The organism is Aureimonas sp. SK2 (genome assembly GCF_029813115.1).
GTDB lineage: Bacteria > Pseudomonadota > Alphaproteobacteria > Rhizobiales > Rhizobiaceae > Aureimonas.
The window spans coordinates 226721-244543 of the sequence record NZ_JAPZDS010000005.1; the positions used below are offsets into that span (position 1 = coordinate 226721).

The 17823-nt window shown below is 70.2% G+C and carries 15 protein-coding genes; 5 read left to right on the forward strand and 10 right to left on the reverse strand.

The window, feature by feature from the left end; genetic code table 11:
• Positions 1 to 69 precede the first annotated feature (69 nt).
• Entirely contained in the window at positions 70 to 444 is a 375-nt protein-coding gene (locus O5O54_RS08755; protein WP_279480745.1) for a response regulator, read from the forward strand.
• A 3-nt stretch (positions 445 to 447) separates the two neighbouring features.
• Here the strand turns inward: O5O54_RS08755 and ampC are convergent, their stop codons facing one another.
• A complete protein-coding gene (gene ampC, locus O5O54_RS08760) occupies positions 448 to 1611 on the reverse strand; it encodes a class C beta-lactamase (RefSeq protein WP_279480747.1) in 1164 nt (387 codons plus the stop codon).
• A gap of 190 nt (positions 1612 to 1801) precedes the next feature.
• Here ampC and rfbD point away from each other — a divergent pair, with 190 nt between their 5' ends.
• Positions 1802 to 2677 carry a dTDP-4-dehydrorhamnose reductase gene (gene rfbD, locus O5O54_RS08765; RefSeq protein ID WP_279480748.1) on the forward strand — a complete coding sequence of 292 codons (876 nt, stop codon included), beginning with the start codon at positions 1802 to 1804 and terminating at the stop codon, positions 2675 to 2677.
• A 10-nt stretch (positions 2678 to 2687) separates the two neighbouring features.
• Here the strand turns inward: rfbD and O5O54_RS08770 are convergent, their stop codons facing one another.
• The 3 genes from O5O54_RS08770 to O5O54_RS08780 form a co-directional block, all read right to left on the reverse strand.
• Positions 2688 to 4109: a phosphomannomutase gene (locus tag O5O54_RS08770; protein WP_279480749.1), complete on the reverse strand. Its 1422-nt coding sequence runs from the start codon at positions 4107 to 4109 to the stop codon at positions 2688 to 2690.
• Between the two features lie 16 nt (positions 4110 to 4125).
• The gene (locus O5O54_RS08775; RefSeq protein ID WP_279480750.1) at positions 4126 to 5559 is read right to left on the reverse strand and encodes a mannose-1-phosphate guanylyltransferase/mannose-6-phosphate isomerase; all 1434 of its coding nucleotides are present in this window, start codon (positions 5557 to 5559) and stop codon (positions 4126 to 4128) included.
• A 150-nt stretch (positions 5560 to 5709) separates the two neighbouring features.
• Positions 5710 to 6678: an NAD(P)-dependent oxidoreductase gene (locus tag O5O54_RS08780; protein WP_279480751.1), complete on the reverse strand. Its 969-nt coding sequence runs from the start codon at positions 6676 to 6678 to the stop codon at positions 5710 to 5712.
• Between the two features lie 84 nt (positions 6679 to 6762).
• On the opposite strand from O5O54_RS08780, the gene O5O54_RS08785 reads away from it, so the two are divergent.
• Both O5O54_RS08785 and O5O54_RS08790 read left to right on the forward strand, forming a co-directional pair.
• Entirely contained in the window at positions 6763 to 7179 is a 417-nt protein-coding gene (locus O5O54_RS08785) for a hypothetical protein (RefSeq protein WP_279480752.1), read from the forward strand.
• 73 nt (positions 7180 to 7252) lie between these two features.
• Entirely contained in the window at positions 7253 to 8047 is a 795-nt protein-coding gene (locus tag O5O54_RS08790) for a metallophosphoesterase family protein (protein WP_279480756.1), read from the forward strand.
• A gap of 12 nt (positions 8048 to 8059) precedes the next feature.
• On the opposite strand, the gene O5O54_RS08795 is transcribed toward O5O54_RS08790, so the two are convergent.
• The 3 genes from O5O54_RS08795 to O5O54_RS08805 all read right to left on the reverse strand — a co-directional run bounded on the left by O5O54_RS08795 (position 8060) and on the right by O5O54_RS08805 (position 13076).
• Positions 8060 to 10342, reverse strand: coding sequence for a polysaccharide biosynthesis tyrosine autokinase (locus O5O54_RS08795; protein WP_279480759.1), 2283 nt, complete (start codon positions 10340 to 10342; stop codon positions 8060 to 8062).
• 188 nt (positions 10343 to 10530) lie between these two features.
• Positions 10531 to 11739: a polysaccharide export protein gene (locus O5O54_RS08800; protein WP_279480760.1), complete on the reverse strand. Its 1209-nt coding sequence runs from the start codon at positions 11737 to 11739 to the stop codon at positions 10531 to 10533.
• Between the two features lie 113 nt (positions 11740 to 11852).
• A complete protein-coding gene (locus O5O54_RS08805; protein WP_279480761.1) occupies positions 11853 to 13076 on the reverse strand; it encodes a glycosyltransferase family 4 protein in 1224 nt (407 codons plus the stop codon).
• A gap of 133 nt (positions 13077 to 13209) precedes the next feature.
• Between O5O54_RS08805 and O5O54_RS08810 the strand changes: the two genes are divergently transcribed.
• Complete coding sequence (locus O5O54_RS08810) at positions 13210 to 14505, forward strand: lipopolysaccharide biosynthesis protein (protein WP_279480762.1); 1296 nt, start codon at positions 13210 to 13212, stop codon at positions 14503 to 14505.
• Here O5O54_RS08810 and O5O54_RS08815 read toward each other — a convergent pair.
• From O5O54_RS08815 to O5O54_RS08825, 3 genes are read right to left on the reverse strand one after another with little or no spacing between them, the layout of a single operon-like run.
• Positions 14502 to 15086 carry a hypothetical protein gene (locus O5O54_RS08815; RefSeq protein ID WP_279480763.1) on the reverse strand — a complete coding sequence of 195 codons (585 nt, stop codon included), beginning with the start codon at positions 15084 to 15086 and terminating at the stop codon, positions 14502 to 14504. The two genes, O5O54_RS08810 and O5O54_RS08815, sit on opposite strands and share 4 nt — an antisense overlap.
• Positions 15083 to 16426 (reverse strand): hypothetical protein, encoded by a 1344-nt coding sequence (locus tag O5O54_RS08820; RefSeq protein WP_279480764.1) that lies wholly within the window; start codon positions 16424 to 16426, stop codon positions 15083 to 15085. Before O5O54_RS08820 ends, O5O54_RS08815 begins: the two co-directional genes overlap by 4 nt.
• A gap of 32 nt (positions 16427 to 16458) precedes the next feature.
• On the reverse strand, positions 16459 to 17754 hold the full coding sequence (locus O5O54_RS08825) for a hypothetical protein (protein ID WP_279480765.1): 1296 nt from the start codon (positions 17752 to 17754) through the stop codon (positions 16459 to 16461).
• Between the last annotated feature and the right edge of the window lie 69 nt (positions 17755 to 17823).

The following is a 17823-nucleotide window of genomic DNA, read 5'->3' on the forward strand; positions in this document are numbered from 1 at the left end:
TCGTTCGCAAAGGGGACGAAGAGTCTTTACATCTCCGAGAGAAACAATCGCGCGCGAGCGGGAAGCGCCATGTTCACCACCTGCGCCTTCGACCTGTTGGGACAGCACGTCCTGATCGTGGAGGACGAGTATTTCGCCGCCGAGGCCCTGATGGAATCCGTGCGTTCGGGCGGGGGCAAGGTCGTCGGGCCGGTCGCCACCGTCGAGGAGGCGCTCGCCCTTCTGAACCGCGGCGAGACGGTGGACGCGGCCATCCTCGACGTGAATCTCGGCGGCGACAAGGTGTTTCCGGTGGCGCGGGCGCTGCGCGGCCATGCCGTGCCCATCGTCTTCGTCACCGGCTACGACGACTGGATCATCCCCCAGGAATACGAAGACGTGCCGGTGTTCCGGAAGCCGGCCGATCCCGACAACGTGGTGCGCCTCCTGTTCGAGCGCTCCTGAGCCTCAGTCGATCTCGGCAAGGATCGCCTGCGCGGCGCGCACCCGCTCCGCGTTCGGCCAGTTGCGGTTGGCCAGGAAGGCGATGCCGAGGCGACGCTCGGGCACGATGGCGACATAGGCTCCGAACCCGCCGGTGGAGCCGGTCTTGTTGAGAAGCACCGCCCCCTCGGTTGCCGGTGCGGAACCGACCGGGCGGGCGGGCTGGAGCTTCAGCGCCATGTCGGAGGAGTTGCCGGCCAGCAGCCTGTCGAGGTCGACGGGATAGGGATAGCGTTCCCAGCCGAGCCCCTGGACCATCGGCCCAACCTCGTATTGCCCCTCGTGCGTCGCCGTCACGGCCTCGCGCATGGCGGGCTCGAGGCCGGACGGGTCGATCTGAGCCGCCAGAAAGCGCGCGAGGTCGGCGCCCGTGGTCTTGAGCCCGTAGGCCTCGCCGTCGAGCGGCCCCGGATTGACCCGCACCGGCGCGCCCACGCGCGACGTGCCGAAGGCATAGCGCCCCATCTCGCTCTCCGGCACCTGAAGGAACGTGCTCGTCAGGCCGAAGGCCGGCAGGATCTCGTCGGTCATCGCCTCCGAGAAGCCCGGACCGAGGGCGCAGCCGGCCAGATGACCGAAAAGGCCGATCGAGGGGTTGGAGTAGAGCCGCCGGGTCCCGGCCTCGACTTGCGGCTCAAAGGACTGGAAGTAGCGCAGGGTCTCGGCTTCGCTCGAGACGCCGTCGGGAAACTGCAGCGGCAGGCCGGCCGCCGTGTAGGTCGCAAGGTCAAGGAGCCTCGCCTGCCCGATCGGGTGTCCCGCGAGAGCCAGCCAGTGCCGGTCCGCCCGGTCGTCCAGCGAGAGGCGCCCGGTCGCCTGCGCATAGGCGCCGAGCGTCGCCGTGAAGAGCTTGGAGATGGAGCCGAGCTCGAACAGGGTGTTGTCGTCCACCGGCCGGCCGCCCTCCGGCGCATCCGTCCCGAGATGGACATGGTGCCGCCGGCCGCCCTCCAGAACCACGATCGCCATGCCGGGAATCGCGTTGGCCGCCATGACGGGCTCGACGGCGGCGCGCACGATGCGCTCGACATCGACCTGATCGGCCGCCCGGGCCGGGCCGGCGAGGCCGGCCGCGAGACCGAGACACAGGACGGCCGGGGCCGCCACGCGGAGGACAGGAGAGTTCATCGGTCGGTCCCGTTCAGATGGCGTGCGGGTGCGAGGCCACAGGTCCGCGCCTTGTGCTATCGGCGCGCCGACCAAGGCAAGCCAACAAATTTTGTCGGCCTTACGAGTTGGTGTCACCCGACGTTTTCGCTCGAAGCGGCGGCGCCGAGCCTCTATGGAAGGGCCGAACACGAGCCGGAGGGGATGGTCGATGCGGATTGCGGTGACGGGCAAGCAGGGTCAGGTGGTCTCGTCGCTTCTGGAGCGCGGACCGGCGGCGGGCGTCGAGATCGTCGCGCTGGGGCGTCCCGAACTCGATCTGGCCGACCCTGCCTCCATCCGCGCGGCGCTCACCGCCGCCCGGCCGGACGCCATCGTCTCGGCGGCCGCCTACACCGCCGTGGACAAGGCGGAAAGCGAGGCGGACCTTGCCTTCGCCGTGAATGCCGAAGGCCCCGGGGCGCTTGCCGCGGTCGCGGCCGAGCTCGGCGTGCCGGTGGTGCACCTGTCGACCGACTACGTCTTCGCCGGCGACAAGGACGCGCCCTACCGGGAGGATGACCCGACCGGCCCGGTCTCGGTCTATGGTCGATCCAAGCTGGAAGGCGAGTTGAGGGTGGCGCGCGCGCAGCCGAACCATGCGATCCTGCGCACGGCCTGGGTCTATTCGCCCTTCGGCGCCAACTTCCTGAAGACCATGCTGCGCCTCGCCGAGACGCGGGACGCGGTCAACGTCGTGGCCGACCAGTGGGGCACGCCGACCAGCGCGCTCGACATCGCCGACGCGGCGATCGTGGTAGCTAGGCGCCTCGTCGCCGATCCCGACCCGGCACTGCGCGGCACCTTCCATCTCACCGGCTCGGGCGAGGCGACCTGGGCGGATTTTGCGGAAGCCATCTTCGCCGAGCGGGAGCTGCGGACCGGCAAGGCGGTCACGGTCGGCCGGATCGGCACGGCGGACTATCCGACGCCGGCGCGTCGCCCCGCCAACTCGCGCCTGTCGGGCGAGAAGCTCGCCGGCACCTACGGGATCGTGCTCCCCGATTGGCGCCAATCCACCAGGGCCGTGCTCGACCGCCTGCTCTGAGCGGGCGGGCTCAAGCCTCCAGCCGCTGCCTGGCGGCCGAAAGGCCCCAGGCGAGAAGCGCGGCGGCCTCCGCCTCGCTTGCCGCCTCGACATAGCAGCGCAGCTCCGGCGCGTTGCCCGACGCCCGGTAATGCACGGTGGAGCCGTCCGAGAGGGTCGTGCGTACGCCGTCGAACGCGTCGACGCCCGCCGCCCCGCCCCACTCGGCGAAGAACGCCTGCGCCGCCTCCCCTCCCTCGGCCAGCATGGCGAGGAACGGGCCGCTGCGCTCCGATGCGACTTCCGGCAGCCGGTCGGCGGCGGCGGCCCCGGCATTGAGGCCGGCGACCACAGCCGAGACGGTCGAGCCCGCAGCCTTCGCCTCCGCGAGCGTCGCCACGATCGGCAGGAGCGCGTCCCGCGTCTTCATGGCGGAAAGGCGCCGCCCGTCGCGGAGGATGTCGGAGCCGAGGAGCACGCCGCCGTTCGCCTCGAAGCCGACGACGGCGGCCCCGCCCCCCGCTTGCCCCTCGATGCCCTCGATCACGAAGGGCGAGCCGACCTTGGTGCGCACCACTTTATCGATAAAGGGCGCGCGCTCCAGGCTGGACGAGGAGGTGACCGGCGTCACCACGGTGCGCGCCCCGAGCTGGCGCGCGGTGAGGAGGCCGAGAAGGTCGCCGCGCACCACGCGGCCCGTCTCGTCCGCCAGAAGCGGGCGGTCGGCGTCCCCGTCGGTCGAGACCAGGGCGTCGAAGCGCCCTTCCGCCGCCCAGCCGGCGAGGAGCGCGAGGTCCTCCGGCCGGTGCGCTTCCGTGTCGACGGGAATGAAGCGGTCGGCCCGCCCGAGCGCTTCCGGCACCGCGCCGAGCCGCCGGAGCGCTTCCATCAGGACGTCGCGGGCGACGGAGCTCTGCTGGTAGACGCCGATCCGCAGCCCCTCCAGCGCACGCGGCCCGAAGAAGCCGGCGATGCGATCGATATAGGCCTCGGCCAGCCCGTCGAGCCGGGCGAGGGAGCCGCCCTCCGCCGCCGGTCGGCCATCCCCTTGGCGCGCGAAGGCCTCGCGGATGCCGGCCTCGTCGGCCTTGGTGATCTCGCCGTCCGGCCGGTAGAACTTCAGGCCGTTGCGGTCGTCGGGAATGTGGCTGCCCGTGACCATGACGGCCGCCGCGCCCCGGCGCAGGGATTCCAGCGCGAGCGCCGGCGTCGGCAGGGCGCCGGCGTCGAGCGCGCGCCAGCCGAGCGCGGCGGCGGTCCGGAGCACGTCGTCCGCGATGGCCGGGCTGGAGGAGCGCAGGTCCCGCCCGACCAGAAGCTCGCGCGAGGCGGGCGCGAGGCCGGCCGCGTCGAGATGGGCGAGAAAGGCGGCCGTCCAGTCGGCGGCGGGACCGCCGAGGAGATCCACCACCAGGCCGCGCAGGCCGCTGGTTCCGAATTTCAGGCTGCTCATGGTCGGACCCGGCGCTTCAGTTGCGGGCGTAGATGTCTTCGAGGCGCACGATGTCATCCTCGCCGGTGTAGGAGCCGACCTGCACCTCGATCAGCTTCAGCGGGATCTTGCCGGGATTGTGCAGCCGGTGGGTGCAGCCGATCGGCAGATAGGCCGCCTCGTTCTCGTGGTAGAGCTTCACCGTGTCGTCCACCGTCACCTCGGCCGTGCCGTGGACCACGACCCAGTGCTCGGCCCGGTGGTAGTGGCGCTGGAGCGAGAGGATGCCGCCCGGCTTGACGGTGATGTGCTTGACCTGGAACCGGTCGCCGATGTCGATCCGCTGGTACCAGCCCCAGGGGCGGTGGATGCGGTGGTGGGCGCCGGCCTCGGGCCGCGCCTCGCGGTGGAGCTGGGCCACCAGCGTCTTCACCTCGGCCGCCTTTTCGCGCGAGGTGACGAGCACGGCGTCCGGCGTCGTCACCACCACCACGTCGTCGAGGCCGACCACCGTCGTCAGCACCTCGTCGGAGCGCACGAAGGAGCCGCGCGTGTCGAGGACGCTGACGGTGCCCTGGAGGACGTTGCCGTCGCCGTTCTTCTCCTGCACGTCGAACAGGGCGTCCCAGGAGCCGATGTCGGACCAGCGGAAGCGCGTCTTGAGGACGCCCGCCCGGCGGGTCTTCTCCATCACGGCATAGTCGATCGAGATGCGCGGCGCCTGCCCGAAGGCGGCCGCGTCGAGGCGCAGGAAGTCGAGGTCGCGCCGGGCCGCGCCCACGGAGGCGCGGGCCGCGTCCAGCACCGCCGGAGCGAAGCTCGACAACTCCTCCAGCATCAGCCGGGCGGGAAAGACGAAGTTGCCCGAGTTCCAGCGATAGCCCTCGGCGACGTACCGCTCGGCCGTCTCCCGGTCCGGCTTTTCGGCGAAGCGCTCGACCTGGAAGCCGTCCGTCCCGCCCAAGGGTTCGCCCGGCGCGATGTAGCCGTAGGCCGTGGAAGGCGCGGTCGGCTCGATGCCGAGCAGCATGATCCGGTTCTGGCCCGACGCGATCGCGGCGGCGGCCTGGCAGTCGGCGGTGAAGAGGGCCGCGTCGGGGATGAGGTGGTCGGCGGCCAGGACGACGCAGACGGCGTCCGCCCCGCGCTCGGCCGCCATCAGCGCGCCGACGGCGACGGCCGCGGCCGAATCGCGCCGTTCGGGCTCCAGCACGATGTCGGCGGCAATGCCGAGGCGTGCGAGCTGCTCGGCCACCACGAAGCGGAAGTCGGAATGGGTCACCACGATCGGCGCGGCGAAGCCCTCGCCCGTAACCCGAAGGATCGTCTCCTCGAAGGTCGAGCGGCCGGACCCCAGGAGCGGCACGAACTGCTTGGGCATCGAATCGCGCGACACCGGCCAGAGCCGCGTGCCCGAGCCACCCGCGATGATGACCGGAATGACCTTCGAGCCCTCGGAAATCGCCACCATGCACGTCTATCCTTCGTCCTCGGCCGCCATCGGCTGATGGGCGACAGGGGCGAGCATACGCGCAACCGCTGAACGGTTCGCTGGCGCAGCGCTCCGCGCGCCGAAAGGCGGCGGCAAATCGGCGACGGGGTTAACCGCGTCCTTACGCGCTCAGACCATCGGGCCGTCGCCGCTCTCGTCCTTCCAGATGCGAAGGGAGGTCTCGAGATCGATCTCGAAGCGGAAGCCGCGATCGAGGAGGGCCGCCGGCGAGACACGCGTCGAGCGCACGAGCTTGAGGATGCGCTCGCGGTCGATGCCGTTGCGAAGGCCGAGGCGCCCGGCCACCTCGAAGGGCAGCGCGGCCGCGTTCATCAGGGGCAGCGGCACGACGCCGCGCGGCGGCTTGTATCCCGCCACGCGCACGAAGGTCTCGCAGATCTCGCCGATCGAATAGGCGTGCGGGAAGCAGAAGTTGTAGAGGAAGAAGCGGTCGCCGAGGCCCATGGCGAAGTCCATGGAACGGGCGATCTCGCCGACATAGCCGCAGCATTTGATCGTGTCCGTGCGGCCGGGATAGACGAAGGTCCCCTTGCGCAGGGCGCCAGCGAGGCGCGTGAAGTTGCCGCCCTCGCCCGGCCCGAAGATCACGGCGGGCCGCACGATCACGAGGCGGCGTTCCTCGTCCCCGTCCAGCCACTGGCGGTGGACCCCTTCGGCCAGGAGCTTGGAGCGGCCGTAGTCGGAGACCGGCTGCGGGGGCGAGTCTTCCGTCATCAGGTCCTCCTTCGGCCCGTACACCGCGATGGAGCTGGTGAAGAGGATGCGGCGCACGCCGTTGCGGCGGGCGAAGTCGCACACGCCGAGCGCCCCGCCGAGATTGGTCTCGTAATATTCGTGCGGCTCGTGGCCGGGCGTGCGGTGCACGGCGGCCAGATTGTAGATGGCGTCGAAGGGCGCATCGAGGCGCTCGGGGAAGGGCTGGCGGATGTCGTGCGTCTCGTAGGCGACGCCTTCGACGGGGTTTTGCGGCGGCGCGATATCGACGCTGACGAGCCGCTCCGCCCCTTGGGCCTTCAGGTGCCGCAAGAGATGGGTTCCGATGAAACCGGCGCCCCCGACGACCAGCGACTGCGTCATGACCACTTCCCGACCCGCTCCGACGCTTCGGTCTTATATGCAATGCAATAGATTGGACAGCGGACGATATAGGGTTAAGTTGCTGTGACCGTCGCCGACCCAAAAGGCTCGGACAAGCCCTTGTCGCCTATGGTCGATCCGACCCTCGCCTCCACGCCGGACCCGAACATGCCGCAGAACCTCGTTTGGAAGAGCCGGGACGCCGAAGCCGCCTTCTGGCAGCAGATGCAGGATCTCGACCAGACCCGGCAGCGGCTGGACGGCGGCGGCTGGCGGGGCCTTCTCGACCGCCTGCCCTTCCGCCGGCGGCTGATTCACTCCCGCATCGCCCTCATCACGGCCTCCGCCGAGGAGCTGGTGCGCCAGCACGCGGTCGAGGCCGAAGCGCCGGCGAGCCCGGCGGAGGAATCGCTGCGCCGCCTGGCGGGCCTCGCCGTGTCGCTGCGCCAGGACCGCGGCCCCGCGCAGGGCGCCGTGCCGACCGCCGCCGAGACCTTCTGACCCGCGGGAGCGGGCACGGGCGCAAACGCGGCGCGCGAGCCGTCCGCAGACCATCGCGAGGGCGTCCATCTCCATGAACCCCGCCATCGCGCGCAGCTTCGCCCGCATCCGCTCGCGCCTCTTCCCCCGGCCGTCGCAACTCGCCCGCGTGCCTCTGCCGGCCGACATCTCGGCCGTCTACGCGATCGGCGACGTCCACGGGCATCTCGCCCGCCTCCAGGCGCTGGAGCAGGTGATCGCGGACGACCTGTCCCGCGGCCGCGGCGGGCGCCGGCCGCTTGTGGTGATGCTGGGCGACTATGTCGATCGGGGACCCGATTCGGCCGGCGTCCTGGCGCATCTCGCCGGCACGCCCGGACCTGCGCCCCGGCTCTGCCTTCGCGGCAACCACGAGGCGCTGTTCCTCGACTTCCTCGACCGGCCTTCCGCGCGCCACGACTGGCTGCAGTTCGGCGGGCGGCAGACGCTGCTCTCCTACGGGCTCGACATCGACCACCTGCTGGCGACCTATCGAGGCCGTCCGGACGGGTTGCAGGATGTGCTGCGGAGCGCCGTGCCGGCGGCGCACCGGGCCTTTCTCGGGTCGCTGCCCGTCGCCGCCTTTACCGACGACCTCATCTTCGCGCATGCCGGCATCCGCCCCGGCCTGCCCCTGGAGAAGCAGAGCGACCACGACCTTCTCTGGATCCGCGAGCCGTTTCTCAGCCAGGGCTCGGGTCTTCGGCAGACCGTCGTCCACGGCCATACCGTTCAGCCGACGCTGCGGCTCGCCGGCAACCGGCTGGGCATCGACATGGGCGTGCAGACTTCGGGGAGGCTGATCGCCTTGCGGATCGGCCCGGACGGGATCGTCAGCCTGTCCGGCTGACGGGGACCGGCCTCAGGCCCCGGGTTCGCGATAGTAGCTGTCGTAGCGCGCGCTGTAGTACTCGGACGAGCCGAACTCCTGGTAGAGATGCATCCGCTTGGCGTCGACCTTGTTGAGGACGACGCCGAGGCAGCGCTCCAGGATGCGCGGATTGGCCTGCAGCGCGGAGCGAACGGCGCGGCGCGCGGTGCGCCCCCATTCCACGACCACCACGAGCCCGTCCACGCGCTCGGCGAAGGCGCGGGCATCCACCACCGGGTTGATCGGCGGCAGGTCGACGAGGACGTAGTCGAAACTCTCCGTCGCCTTGCGCAGGAGGGCCGCCATGCCTTGCGACATCAGGAGATCGGACGTGTGCGGGATCCGCTGCCGCAGGACGGCCGGGATCACCATCAGGCCCGTATCGGGGTCCTTGTGCGCGACCTCGGCGATCGACTTGCCTTCCAGGATCGCCTCGACGAGGCCGGCCTGGGCTTGGGGGACGAGCGAGCGCGTGAGGCCGGGATTGCGCAGGTCCGCGTCGATCAGGAGCGTGCGCGCGCCCTGCAACGCGAGCAGCGAGGCGAAGTTGGCCGAGACGGTTGACTTGCCCTCCCCCGGCAGCACGGACGCGACGCCGATGATGCGCCCCCGCGACCCGTCGATCGCGAGGTCGGCGGCCACCTTGGCGCTGCGCAGCGTCTCGGCGAAGGAGGACAGCGGATGGTCGATCACGTAGCGGCTGATGCTGCCGGTCCGCGTCACGACGCGGCCGGCGCCCCGCGCCTTCGGGTCGCCTCCCTCCGCCGGGGCCGGCACGTCGTCGATCTGTGACACGAGGCCGAGGGATTCCAGCCCGAGGCTCTCCTTGACCTGGCCGCCGGTGCGGAAGAACCGGTCGCGGAACTCGCGATAGGCGCCGAGGCCGACGCCCGCGCCGAGCCCGAGCAGGAGCGAGAAGGCGACGACGAGCGCCTTGCGCGGGTGGCTCGGCAAGGTCGGCAACTGGGCCGGGCTGATGACGCGCGCGCCCGTGACCGGGAAGGTCTGCTGCTGGATCGCTTCCTGGTAGCGCTGGAGGAAGGTCTGGTAGAGGTTGCGGTAGGTTTCGGCCTCGCGCTCCAGCTCGCGGAGCTGCACCTGCTGCTCGTTGGCCTCCGAGCTGATGGTGGTGGCCTGGCGGACGTTCTCCTCGACCGCCTTCAGGCGGTCGGAGGCGACCTGGGTCTCGTTGCGGTAGCTTTCGGCGACGCGCGTGAGCTCGGCGAACATCTGCCGGCGATACTCGCTCATCTCGCTGCGCAGCCGGACCGCCTGCTGGTGGCGGGAGCCGAGCCGGCTGGAAATGTCGGCCTCGCGCTTGGCGGCCTCGAGATAGCGCGTGCGCAGGGTGGTGACGACGCTGGAGCCGAGCGAGTCGGCGACCACGGCGTCCATGTCGCCGCTCTCGATCAGGGACTGGACCTGCTCGGAGCGCGCCCGCGCCGAGACCAGCGCATCCTGCGCGGCGACGAGCTGGGAATTGAGCTGCGAGAGCTGCTGGTCGCTGACCAGCTGCCCGCTCGCCTGGATCAGGTTGTTGTCGGCGCGGAAGCGCTGCACCGCCTGGTCGGAGGCCAGCGACTGCGCGCGCAGCTCCTCGATCCGGTCCTGGAGCCAGCCGCTGGCCCGCCGCGTCGCCTCGTACTTGGCGTCGAGCTGGTCGGTCAGATAGGCGTCGGCGAAGGCCTGGGCGACGTCGGTCGAGAGGCGCGGATCGGTGGAGGTATAGGAAATCTCCAGAACCGAGGTCTGACCGACGCGCGAGATGGCGATGTCTTTCTGAAGGCTCTCGATCGCCTCGCGGCGCTCACGGTCCGCATCGGTCGCATCGCCGGCGGTGAACCAGGAGGACACGTCGAACACCGCGCGCAGCGCGCTGCCGATCCCGGCCAGGAAGGACCCTGGCGGATGGGCGAAGGCCGGGTTGGCCAACAGGTCGAGCCGGTCCACCACGGCCGCGCTGATCTTGCGCGAGCGCAGGATCTCGACCTGACTGAGGATGGCCGTCTCGTCCTCCAGGCGGCTCGGCGTCGGCGTCATCTGGTCGAGCAGCCGGTCGCCGCGGGTCTCGATCAGGAGGCTGCTGGACGCCGTGTACTGAGGCACAGCCGTGAAGGAATAGGCGGCGCCGAGCACGGCGCCCACCACCGCGCAGGCGGCGACGAAGCGCCACTGCCGGCGGGCGGCCGCCAGGACGCGATCGATGTTGATGAGATCGGGCGTCTCGGGATCGCCGGACAGGTCGGACCCCCGAAGCGGCCGGGAGCCGCGCATCCTCGCATCTTGCAACATGGATCAGACGCCTAACGCTGGTCGGGACGGGCCGATGGAAGCCGCGCTCACGCGCCGGTCCTGGAACGCGCCGGGACGCTTGCGGACGATACGCTGGAAACGAGCCCGGCCCGGATCATGGCACTCCCTCGGATCGGCCGGCCCGCCGCGGATCGCGGCGGCTGCACGGCTCAGTCGCGGAGCGCCCGGGCGGCATTGCGGGCATTCACCACGTCGCCGCTGGCCACCGCTCCGGCGCCTGTCACATCGGTCACGATGCTAAGGAACTTCTGCAACTCCGTCGAGTCGGCATTCGAAATGTAGAGAATATCCTTATCAACCATTGCCAGCTGCTGGACGGCGAAGAACGTACCGGGGTCGCGCAGGTTGGCGCGCACGACCACCGGAACGCGTTCGCTGGGATAGCGCGACACGTCGATCTTCATCGCCTGCAGCGCCTTGCGGTCCATCATGCGGTAGACGAAGACCTGGGCGGGATCGGCGCGCGCGTCGAGAAGGCCGCCGGCCTTGGCGAGCGCCTCCGCCAGCGTGAGGTTGGATTCCTCGAAGTCGATCCGGCCGTTGAGGCCGGCCGCGCCGAAGACGAGATAGGTCCGGCGCTCGCGGTTGACGTAGATCGTGTCGCCGGCGGACACGAGGATGTTCTCGGAGGAATCCTTGATGAGGTCGGAGAAGCGGACCGTGCCCTCGCGCCCGCGCCGCTGCAGCGTGACATAGGTCTCGACGCCGGGCGTCGAAAGGCCGCCCGCGCGCGCAATGACGTCGAGCACGCGCTCGCCGGAGGCGCTGAGCGCCAGCTTGGCCGGCAGGTTCACGTCGCCGAGGACGGAAATCTGGTTGGACTGGTTGTCGAGCACCGTCACGAGCGCCTGCGGCTCGATCGCCCGGTTGGCGAGCAGCCTCTCGATCTCGCGCTGGATCTCCTCGGACGAGCGGCCAGCCGCCCGGATGCGGCCGGCGTAAGGTACCGAGATCGTGCCGGACTGATCCACCGTCTGCTGCGGCAGGGTCACGAAGTTGCCGGGCCGGCTGCCGGCGTCCACGGGAATGAACAGGCCGCCGGTCGAGGATTCGAAGACCGAGATCTGCACCACGTCGCCGACGCCGAGGATGGTCGCCGGCGCCCCGGCGCGCCCAACGCCGAAGCCCGCCTTGAGCGAGCTCACCCGCCCCTTCTCGAAATAGGGGAGCATGGAGGCCGTGAGATCGAGGAGCACGTAGCTCATCCCGACCTTGCGGTCCTTGTCGCCGACGCGGATGGCGGCCTGGTTCTGGATCGCCCTATCGTCAGGCCCCGATCGCGGCAGGGTCGAGCAGCCGGACAGGACCAGGACGACCGACATGCCCGCAGCGACGACGAGGGATGGGTTCGATAGCATACAGGCGGCCTTGGACACGGGTGGCGATCCTCACCCCTAGCGATTGCCACCCGTCCCTAGCCGCAGCCTGACCTCTCCGCGAGCCGTCCTTCAAAGCACGGGAACCGTGTCCTTCAGGCAACAGGGGGCTGATTCGCCACGAACGCCGCGAAGGCGAGATAGGCGTCGGCCGCCGCTTCCGGGTCGAAGCGCGCGGAGGCCGCCCGCGTGGCCAGCGACAGGCGCGCGAGCCGCTCGCGGTCGGCCGCGAGCGCCCGGATGGCCGCGCGCCATGCCGCATGGTCGCCGGCCGGCAGGACGAGACCCGTCCTGTCCGTCTCGACCAGTTCCGGCAACCCGCCCCGGTCGCTCGACAGGACGGGCAGGCCGGCCGTGATCGCCTGGATCACGACGCCCGGCGAGTTCTCCGCCCAGAGCGAAGGCGCGCAGAGGAGGTCGCTCTCGTTCATGAAGCCGGACACCTCGGACGGCGAGACCTTGCCGGTGAAGCTCACCCACGGCGCCGCGCCATAGCGCGCGCGAAGCGGTTCGAGTTCCGGCCCCCCGCCGACGACGCGCAGCGACACCGGCAGGGTGGCGGCGAGTTCCGCCACCGTCTCCAAGAGGAACCCGACGCCCTTGGTGCGCGAGATCTGCCCGGCATAAAGGAGCCGCAGCTCCGGCGCCCGGCTCTTTTCGGCCGGCGGCGGCGGATAGGCATTGGCGTTCAGGATGATGCGATGCGGCCGCTCGCCGATCGGCACGAAGCGCTTGAGCGTCTCGTAGGTGGCGCGCGAGGGCGAGACGATGCCCAGACGCGGAATCGCACCGAGATAGCCCTGCTTGACGCGGCTCGACAGGCGGCACGGCGCGCACTGGCCGGCGCAGGCCCCGTCCGCCTTGAACATGGAGGTCTTGTAGCAGGCGAGCGACAGGTCGTGCAGGACGAAGAGCGTCGGGATGTCCCGGCTGGCGAGTTCCAGAAGGCCGTTGAAGCCGAGGCCCTGGGTCACGTGCACCATGGCGACGTCCGGGCGCACCTCGTCGAGGAAGGCGGCCCAGACCCGGCGGTTGCGCGGGTCGGCATGGTCCTGAAGATGCCAGAGCGCCTTGGCGAGCGGGTTGTGGGCGGCAAAATCGAAGGCGGTGTAGCCACGGGGCATCGGGTGGCGCTGGACGGCGACAGTCCCCGCATAGGTCTCGCGCACGACATGCCGCTCGCCGGCGTCCACCGTGGTCGAGAGGACATGGACCTCGTGGCCCCGCGCGGCCAGGATCGCCTTGAGACTGGCGGCGCTCGCCTCCGCGCCGCCGATGATCGAGGGGGGGAACAGGGCGGTGATGCCGGCAATCCTCAACGCGCTCGTTCCCTTCGCTCCACCCTCGCCGGGGATGGATTGCCCGTCCCGCCGGGATTGTCGAGGGGAGACTGGCGAAGGCGCGTCAAAAGATGCAAGACAGCCCGGCCGCCCGCGCTCCGACCGGTGACCCATGTCCGTGACGACCCTTTTCGGCCGCCGCCTGCCGGCCCGGCTCGCCTCCCGGGACCTGTCGTCGCTGTTTCATCTCGGACTGCGAATGGCGACGCTCGGCCTGCGCTTCGCCCTCGCCTTCTGGGTCGTCGGCGTCCTCGGCTACGAGGCGTCGGGCGTCTACGGGCTGGCACTGGGCGCGATCGGCATCATTCCCGCCGCGGTCGGCTGGGGCCTCAACTATTTCTGCGCACGCGACGTGGTCGGGGCGAGCGCCGTGGCGGCGGCCGGAATCATCAAGGCGCGCCTCCTGGTCACGGCCGTCTCGCTCGCGGCCTGCCTCGTCCTGGCCTTGCCCCTCCTGCACGCCTTCGACCTTCCGGCGGACGGGCTCGTCGTCCTGATCGCCGTCCTGGTGGTCTTCGAGACCATCGGGCTCGACGTGCACATGCCGCTTCTTTCGCTCGGCAAGGGGCGGCTCGCCAACCTCCTCGTGTTCGTGCGCTCGGCGCTCTGGGTGCCGCTGGTGATCGGCGGCGGCTGGCTGGTTCCCGAGCTGAACAGCCTCCAGGCCGTCTTCCTGTTCTGGATCGCCTTCCATGTCCTCGGCGTCGCGATCCTCGTCGTCGCCGTGCCGCGCGCGACGCTGGAGGCGGCATGGCGCGTGCCGCTGCGGCGCGACTGGATCGCCGATCGGCTGCGCCGGTCCTGGTCCATCTACCTCAGCGATCTCGGCATCGTCGCCATGCTGTTTGCCGACCGCTACGTCGTCACGGCGCTGCTCGGTCTCGACGTCGCCGGCCTCTACACGTTCTACTGGTCGCTGACCAACGCGCTCCAGACGCTGCTCGCGACCGCCATCGTGCAGGTTCTCTTTCCCACGGTGCTCGGCTCGTTCGCCGGCGGCAACGCCGGGGCGCTTGCCGCAGAGATCCGCCGGCAGACGCTGCGGGTCTCGGCGATCGCCGCCGTGCTCGCCGCTGGGCTGCTCGTCGCGGGCGAGGTCGCCGGCCGTTTCCTGCCTGGCCACGACATGACAGGGACGCGCAGCGTGTTCTGGCTCTTGGTCCTGGCGGCTGTGGTGCGCACGCTCTCCGAGCTTCTCAACTTCGGCCTGACGGCCATGGAGAAGGACGGGCACTACGCCGCGCTCAACGTCTTCGGCATGGTCCTGTCGCTGACCCTCGCCTACGGGCTGATCGAAGCCTTCGGCTTCGTCGGCGTCGGCCTGGCCTCCCTGATCACCGCGCTGGTGCTTTATGCCGGCCGCCTGATGTTCCTCCGGCGGTTCCTGCGGGAAGCGGCGCCGGCCTAAGGGTCGGCTCTGCCGAGGACGCGTGCCGGGATGCCCACCGCCGTGCCGCCCGCCGGCACGTCGACCAGCACCACGGCGTTCGCTCCGACGCGCGCGCCGGCCCCGAGCCGCACCGGACCCAGCACCGCGCAGCCCGCGCCTAGCGAGCAGCCGTCGCCGATGACCGGCGCACTGCGGTCGGCGACGTGGAGATTGCCGATCGTCACCCCCTGCATCAGCGCGACGCCCCGTCCGACATGGCTGCGCCCGACCACGATGCCGAAGGGATGCGGGACATAAAGCCCGCCGCCGATCTCGGCGGACGGCGCGAGCTCGGAGCCGTAGACCACGCAGGTCAGCGACCAGAGGACGCGCCGGATCGCCGGCCCCACCACCGGGATCCGCCGCACCGCCTCCTGGATGCGGCGCGACAGGACGAACTGGAAGCCGGGCGTGACCAGGCAGAGCCGCAGCACCAGCTTGAGATCGGCCGGCACGCCCTCGATGCGCGCGACGATCGCGATGTCCTCGCGGATCCGGCCGCGGATGGCGGCGAAACTGTCGTCGTAGGGCGGCGGCGCGGGCACCGGCTCGCGGCTCATGGCGCCGCCGCCGGCGCGACCACGACAGCGGCGGGATCGCTGCCCGCCGGCGGGCGGAGGACGAGGGGCATGGCGCCGATCACGAGATCTTCGCCGGCCGGGTTGCCCTCGGCGCAGAGCTCGCGGCCGGTGACGCCGGAAAGGTTATCCGGCAGATCGAGACGGGACGCGGTATCGGCCGCCGTGGTCCAGAAGGCCCAGACCGGCCTACCCTCGGCGTCCTCGCCTTCCAGCCACCGCACGCCTTCGGCCGTCTCCCGGAACCGGCCGCCGCCGATCTCCCGCGACAGGGCGATGGCCTCGCGATAGGCGCAGGCCGCGGGCTTTGGCCGGTTGGCATAGTCGTGGAGACCGAAATTGTCCTCACGGTCTTCCGGCCGCTTGCCGCTGTTGCGCAGCTCGTAGACCCAGACGCCCCGGATCCAGTCCACCGTCGCGCTCCAGAGCGCGTATTGGGCGACGTTGGTGGCGGCGCGCCGGAGGTCGATGCCGCAGGCGCCGTTGTCGTTCGGCCAGCCGAACTCGGTGACGTAGAGCGGCGGGGCATCCGGGCCGGCCTTCTCCTCGACGGTGCGGCGGAAATCCTCAGTGCGCGCCACGAGGTTCTCGGCCGTGCGCTGCTCCGGCGCCTGGCAATGGTTGTAGAAATGGACCGAAATGCCGTCGCCGGTCTCGGCGAGGCCCGCGTCCAGCGCCCGGCGCGTCCAGACCCAGTCCGGGTCGTCGCCGATCGATCCGGTGAGGACGAGGGCACCCGGGTTCTCGCGCTTGAGGCGATCGAACACGACCCTCGCCATCGCGACGTAGTTCTCGGGCGAATAGTCGGGGTTCTCGTTGCCGGCGAGAAGACCCAGGAGATGCGGGTTCTCGCGCCACTGCATGTTCCACTCGTTCCAGATCTCGAGAAGCGGCGCATAGGGGCGCGTGTGGTGCTCGAGATCTGCGGCGAAGTCGGCGAAGGCCTCGCGCTCGGCCGCGTCACGCGGCGCCTGGCGTGCCGAGGCCCCCTCCCCGATCACGGGTCCGCGCAGGATCAGGACCGGCCGCCCGAAGCGCCGGTAGACCGCCGCGTTGAGCCGGTCGAGGGTCGAGCCGATCGGTCGGTAGGCGGACGGATGGGTAAAGGCGTCGGCATCCACGTCGTCGCGGAAGCTGTCGACGCCGAGATCCTTCAGGAGGGGCGCCATGTCGCGCGGAACGTAGCCGCGCGTCAGGGGAAAGGCGAAATGCGCTCCGACGCCGAACAGGAACGGCGCCGCCCGCTCCTGCGCGCGGACCGGGGCGCTGGCCGAGCCGAGGAGCCCGCACAGCAAAACGGCGGAAGCCAGGATCAGGCGCATCGGATCATCCCATCGCGGAACATGGACACGGCTCAGGCGGGGCTCGGCAGGGCATGGGCCGGCAGCGCCACCTCGCGCCGGGGCGGCGCCTGGAAGACGGCCTCCGCGCCGACGCTGCGGCGCATCGCCCGGCTCGCGAAGACCGCGCTGAAGGACAGGCTGATCATGATCAGGCCGCTGGCCGGCCCGTAGCTCAGGATGGTGATCGTGTAGAGGTTCACGACGATCATCGCCGTCAGCTTGTAGACGTCGACGACGTCCATCGCGGCGCGGATCACGAGCGCCACGAAGACGAGAAAGATCGGCCCGAACATCAGGTACGTGCCGACGTAGAAGTTGTCGACCGGCACGATGTAGGCGAGCTTGGAGGGCGCGAAGAGGTCCTGCGGGTAGTTGAAGCAGCCGACCCCGCAGCCCGTCACGTAGCCGATCGGGAAGATCTCGGCCATGAAGACGAAGGGCTTCTGCCAACTGTTGTTGATGCGGTCCTGCATGCTGAACAGGAGCGGGTCGATCCGCTCGAGATCGACACCGCCGAGGAGGATCATCAGCATGACGGGCACCAGGATGCAGGCATAGGAGCCGACCGCCATGAGCCGCAGCAGCCGGAACCCGGTCTCCCGCCGGACCGAGCGCACCATCACGAGCGCCAGGATGTAGACGCCGAGGACCAGAAGATAGGTCTTGTTGGTGGTGAGCTGGATCGCGGCCAGCGCGACGGGGCCGACCACCAGCGCCCAGATCGTCGAGCGGTTGATGGAGGTCAGGACGAAGGAGATCATGACGAAGAAGGCCGCCATCGTGCTGTCGGCGGCAAAGCCCGACAGGCGGACGGTTTCGCCCTGCCACCAGACGGTGGTCGCCTGCCGTTCGCCGGTGATCGCCGCGAACGTGTAGCCGACCCAGGGGAGCTCGACGATCGAGGACAGGAGGATGCCGAGCATCGAGGCGTAGAGCAGGAAATGCACGAAGTGCAGCGTCTTGCGGTAGTCGCCGACATAGCGCTCGGCGAACAGGAAGCCGACGAAGACCGGCACCATCATCTTGATGGACGACAGGAGCCCCTCGATCGTGCCGAGGAAGAAATAGCCGATCAGCGTGGAGAAGAAGATCACGGCGGTCGTGGCGATCGCCAGCCGGCTGCGCCGATGGACGCCGTAGCGGTAGACGAAGGCGGCCACGCAGACGAAGGCCAGGAGATCGGGCAGGAACCAGGCGACGCCGAGGCCCGCCCGGTCGAGATAATAGCGCATCGCCCCGGCGAAGGCGTCGCGGAAGAAGTAGGCGCAGAGCGCGATCGCCTCGATGTTGATGAGCGGCCAAATCACGTCGCCAAACCCCTCGTTCGCGGCACGCCGCGCTCCACCCTATACAGGATAAAGTTTCCGGAGGCTTCT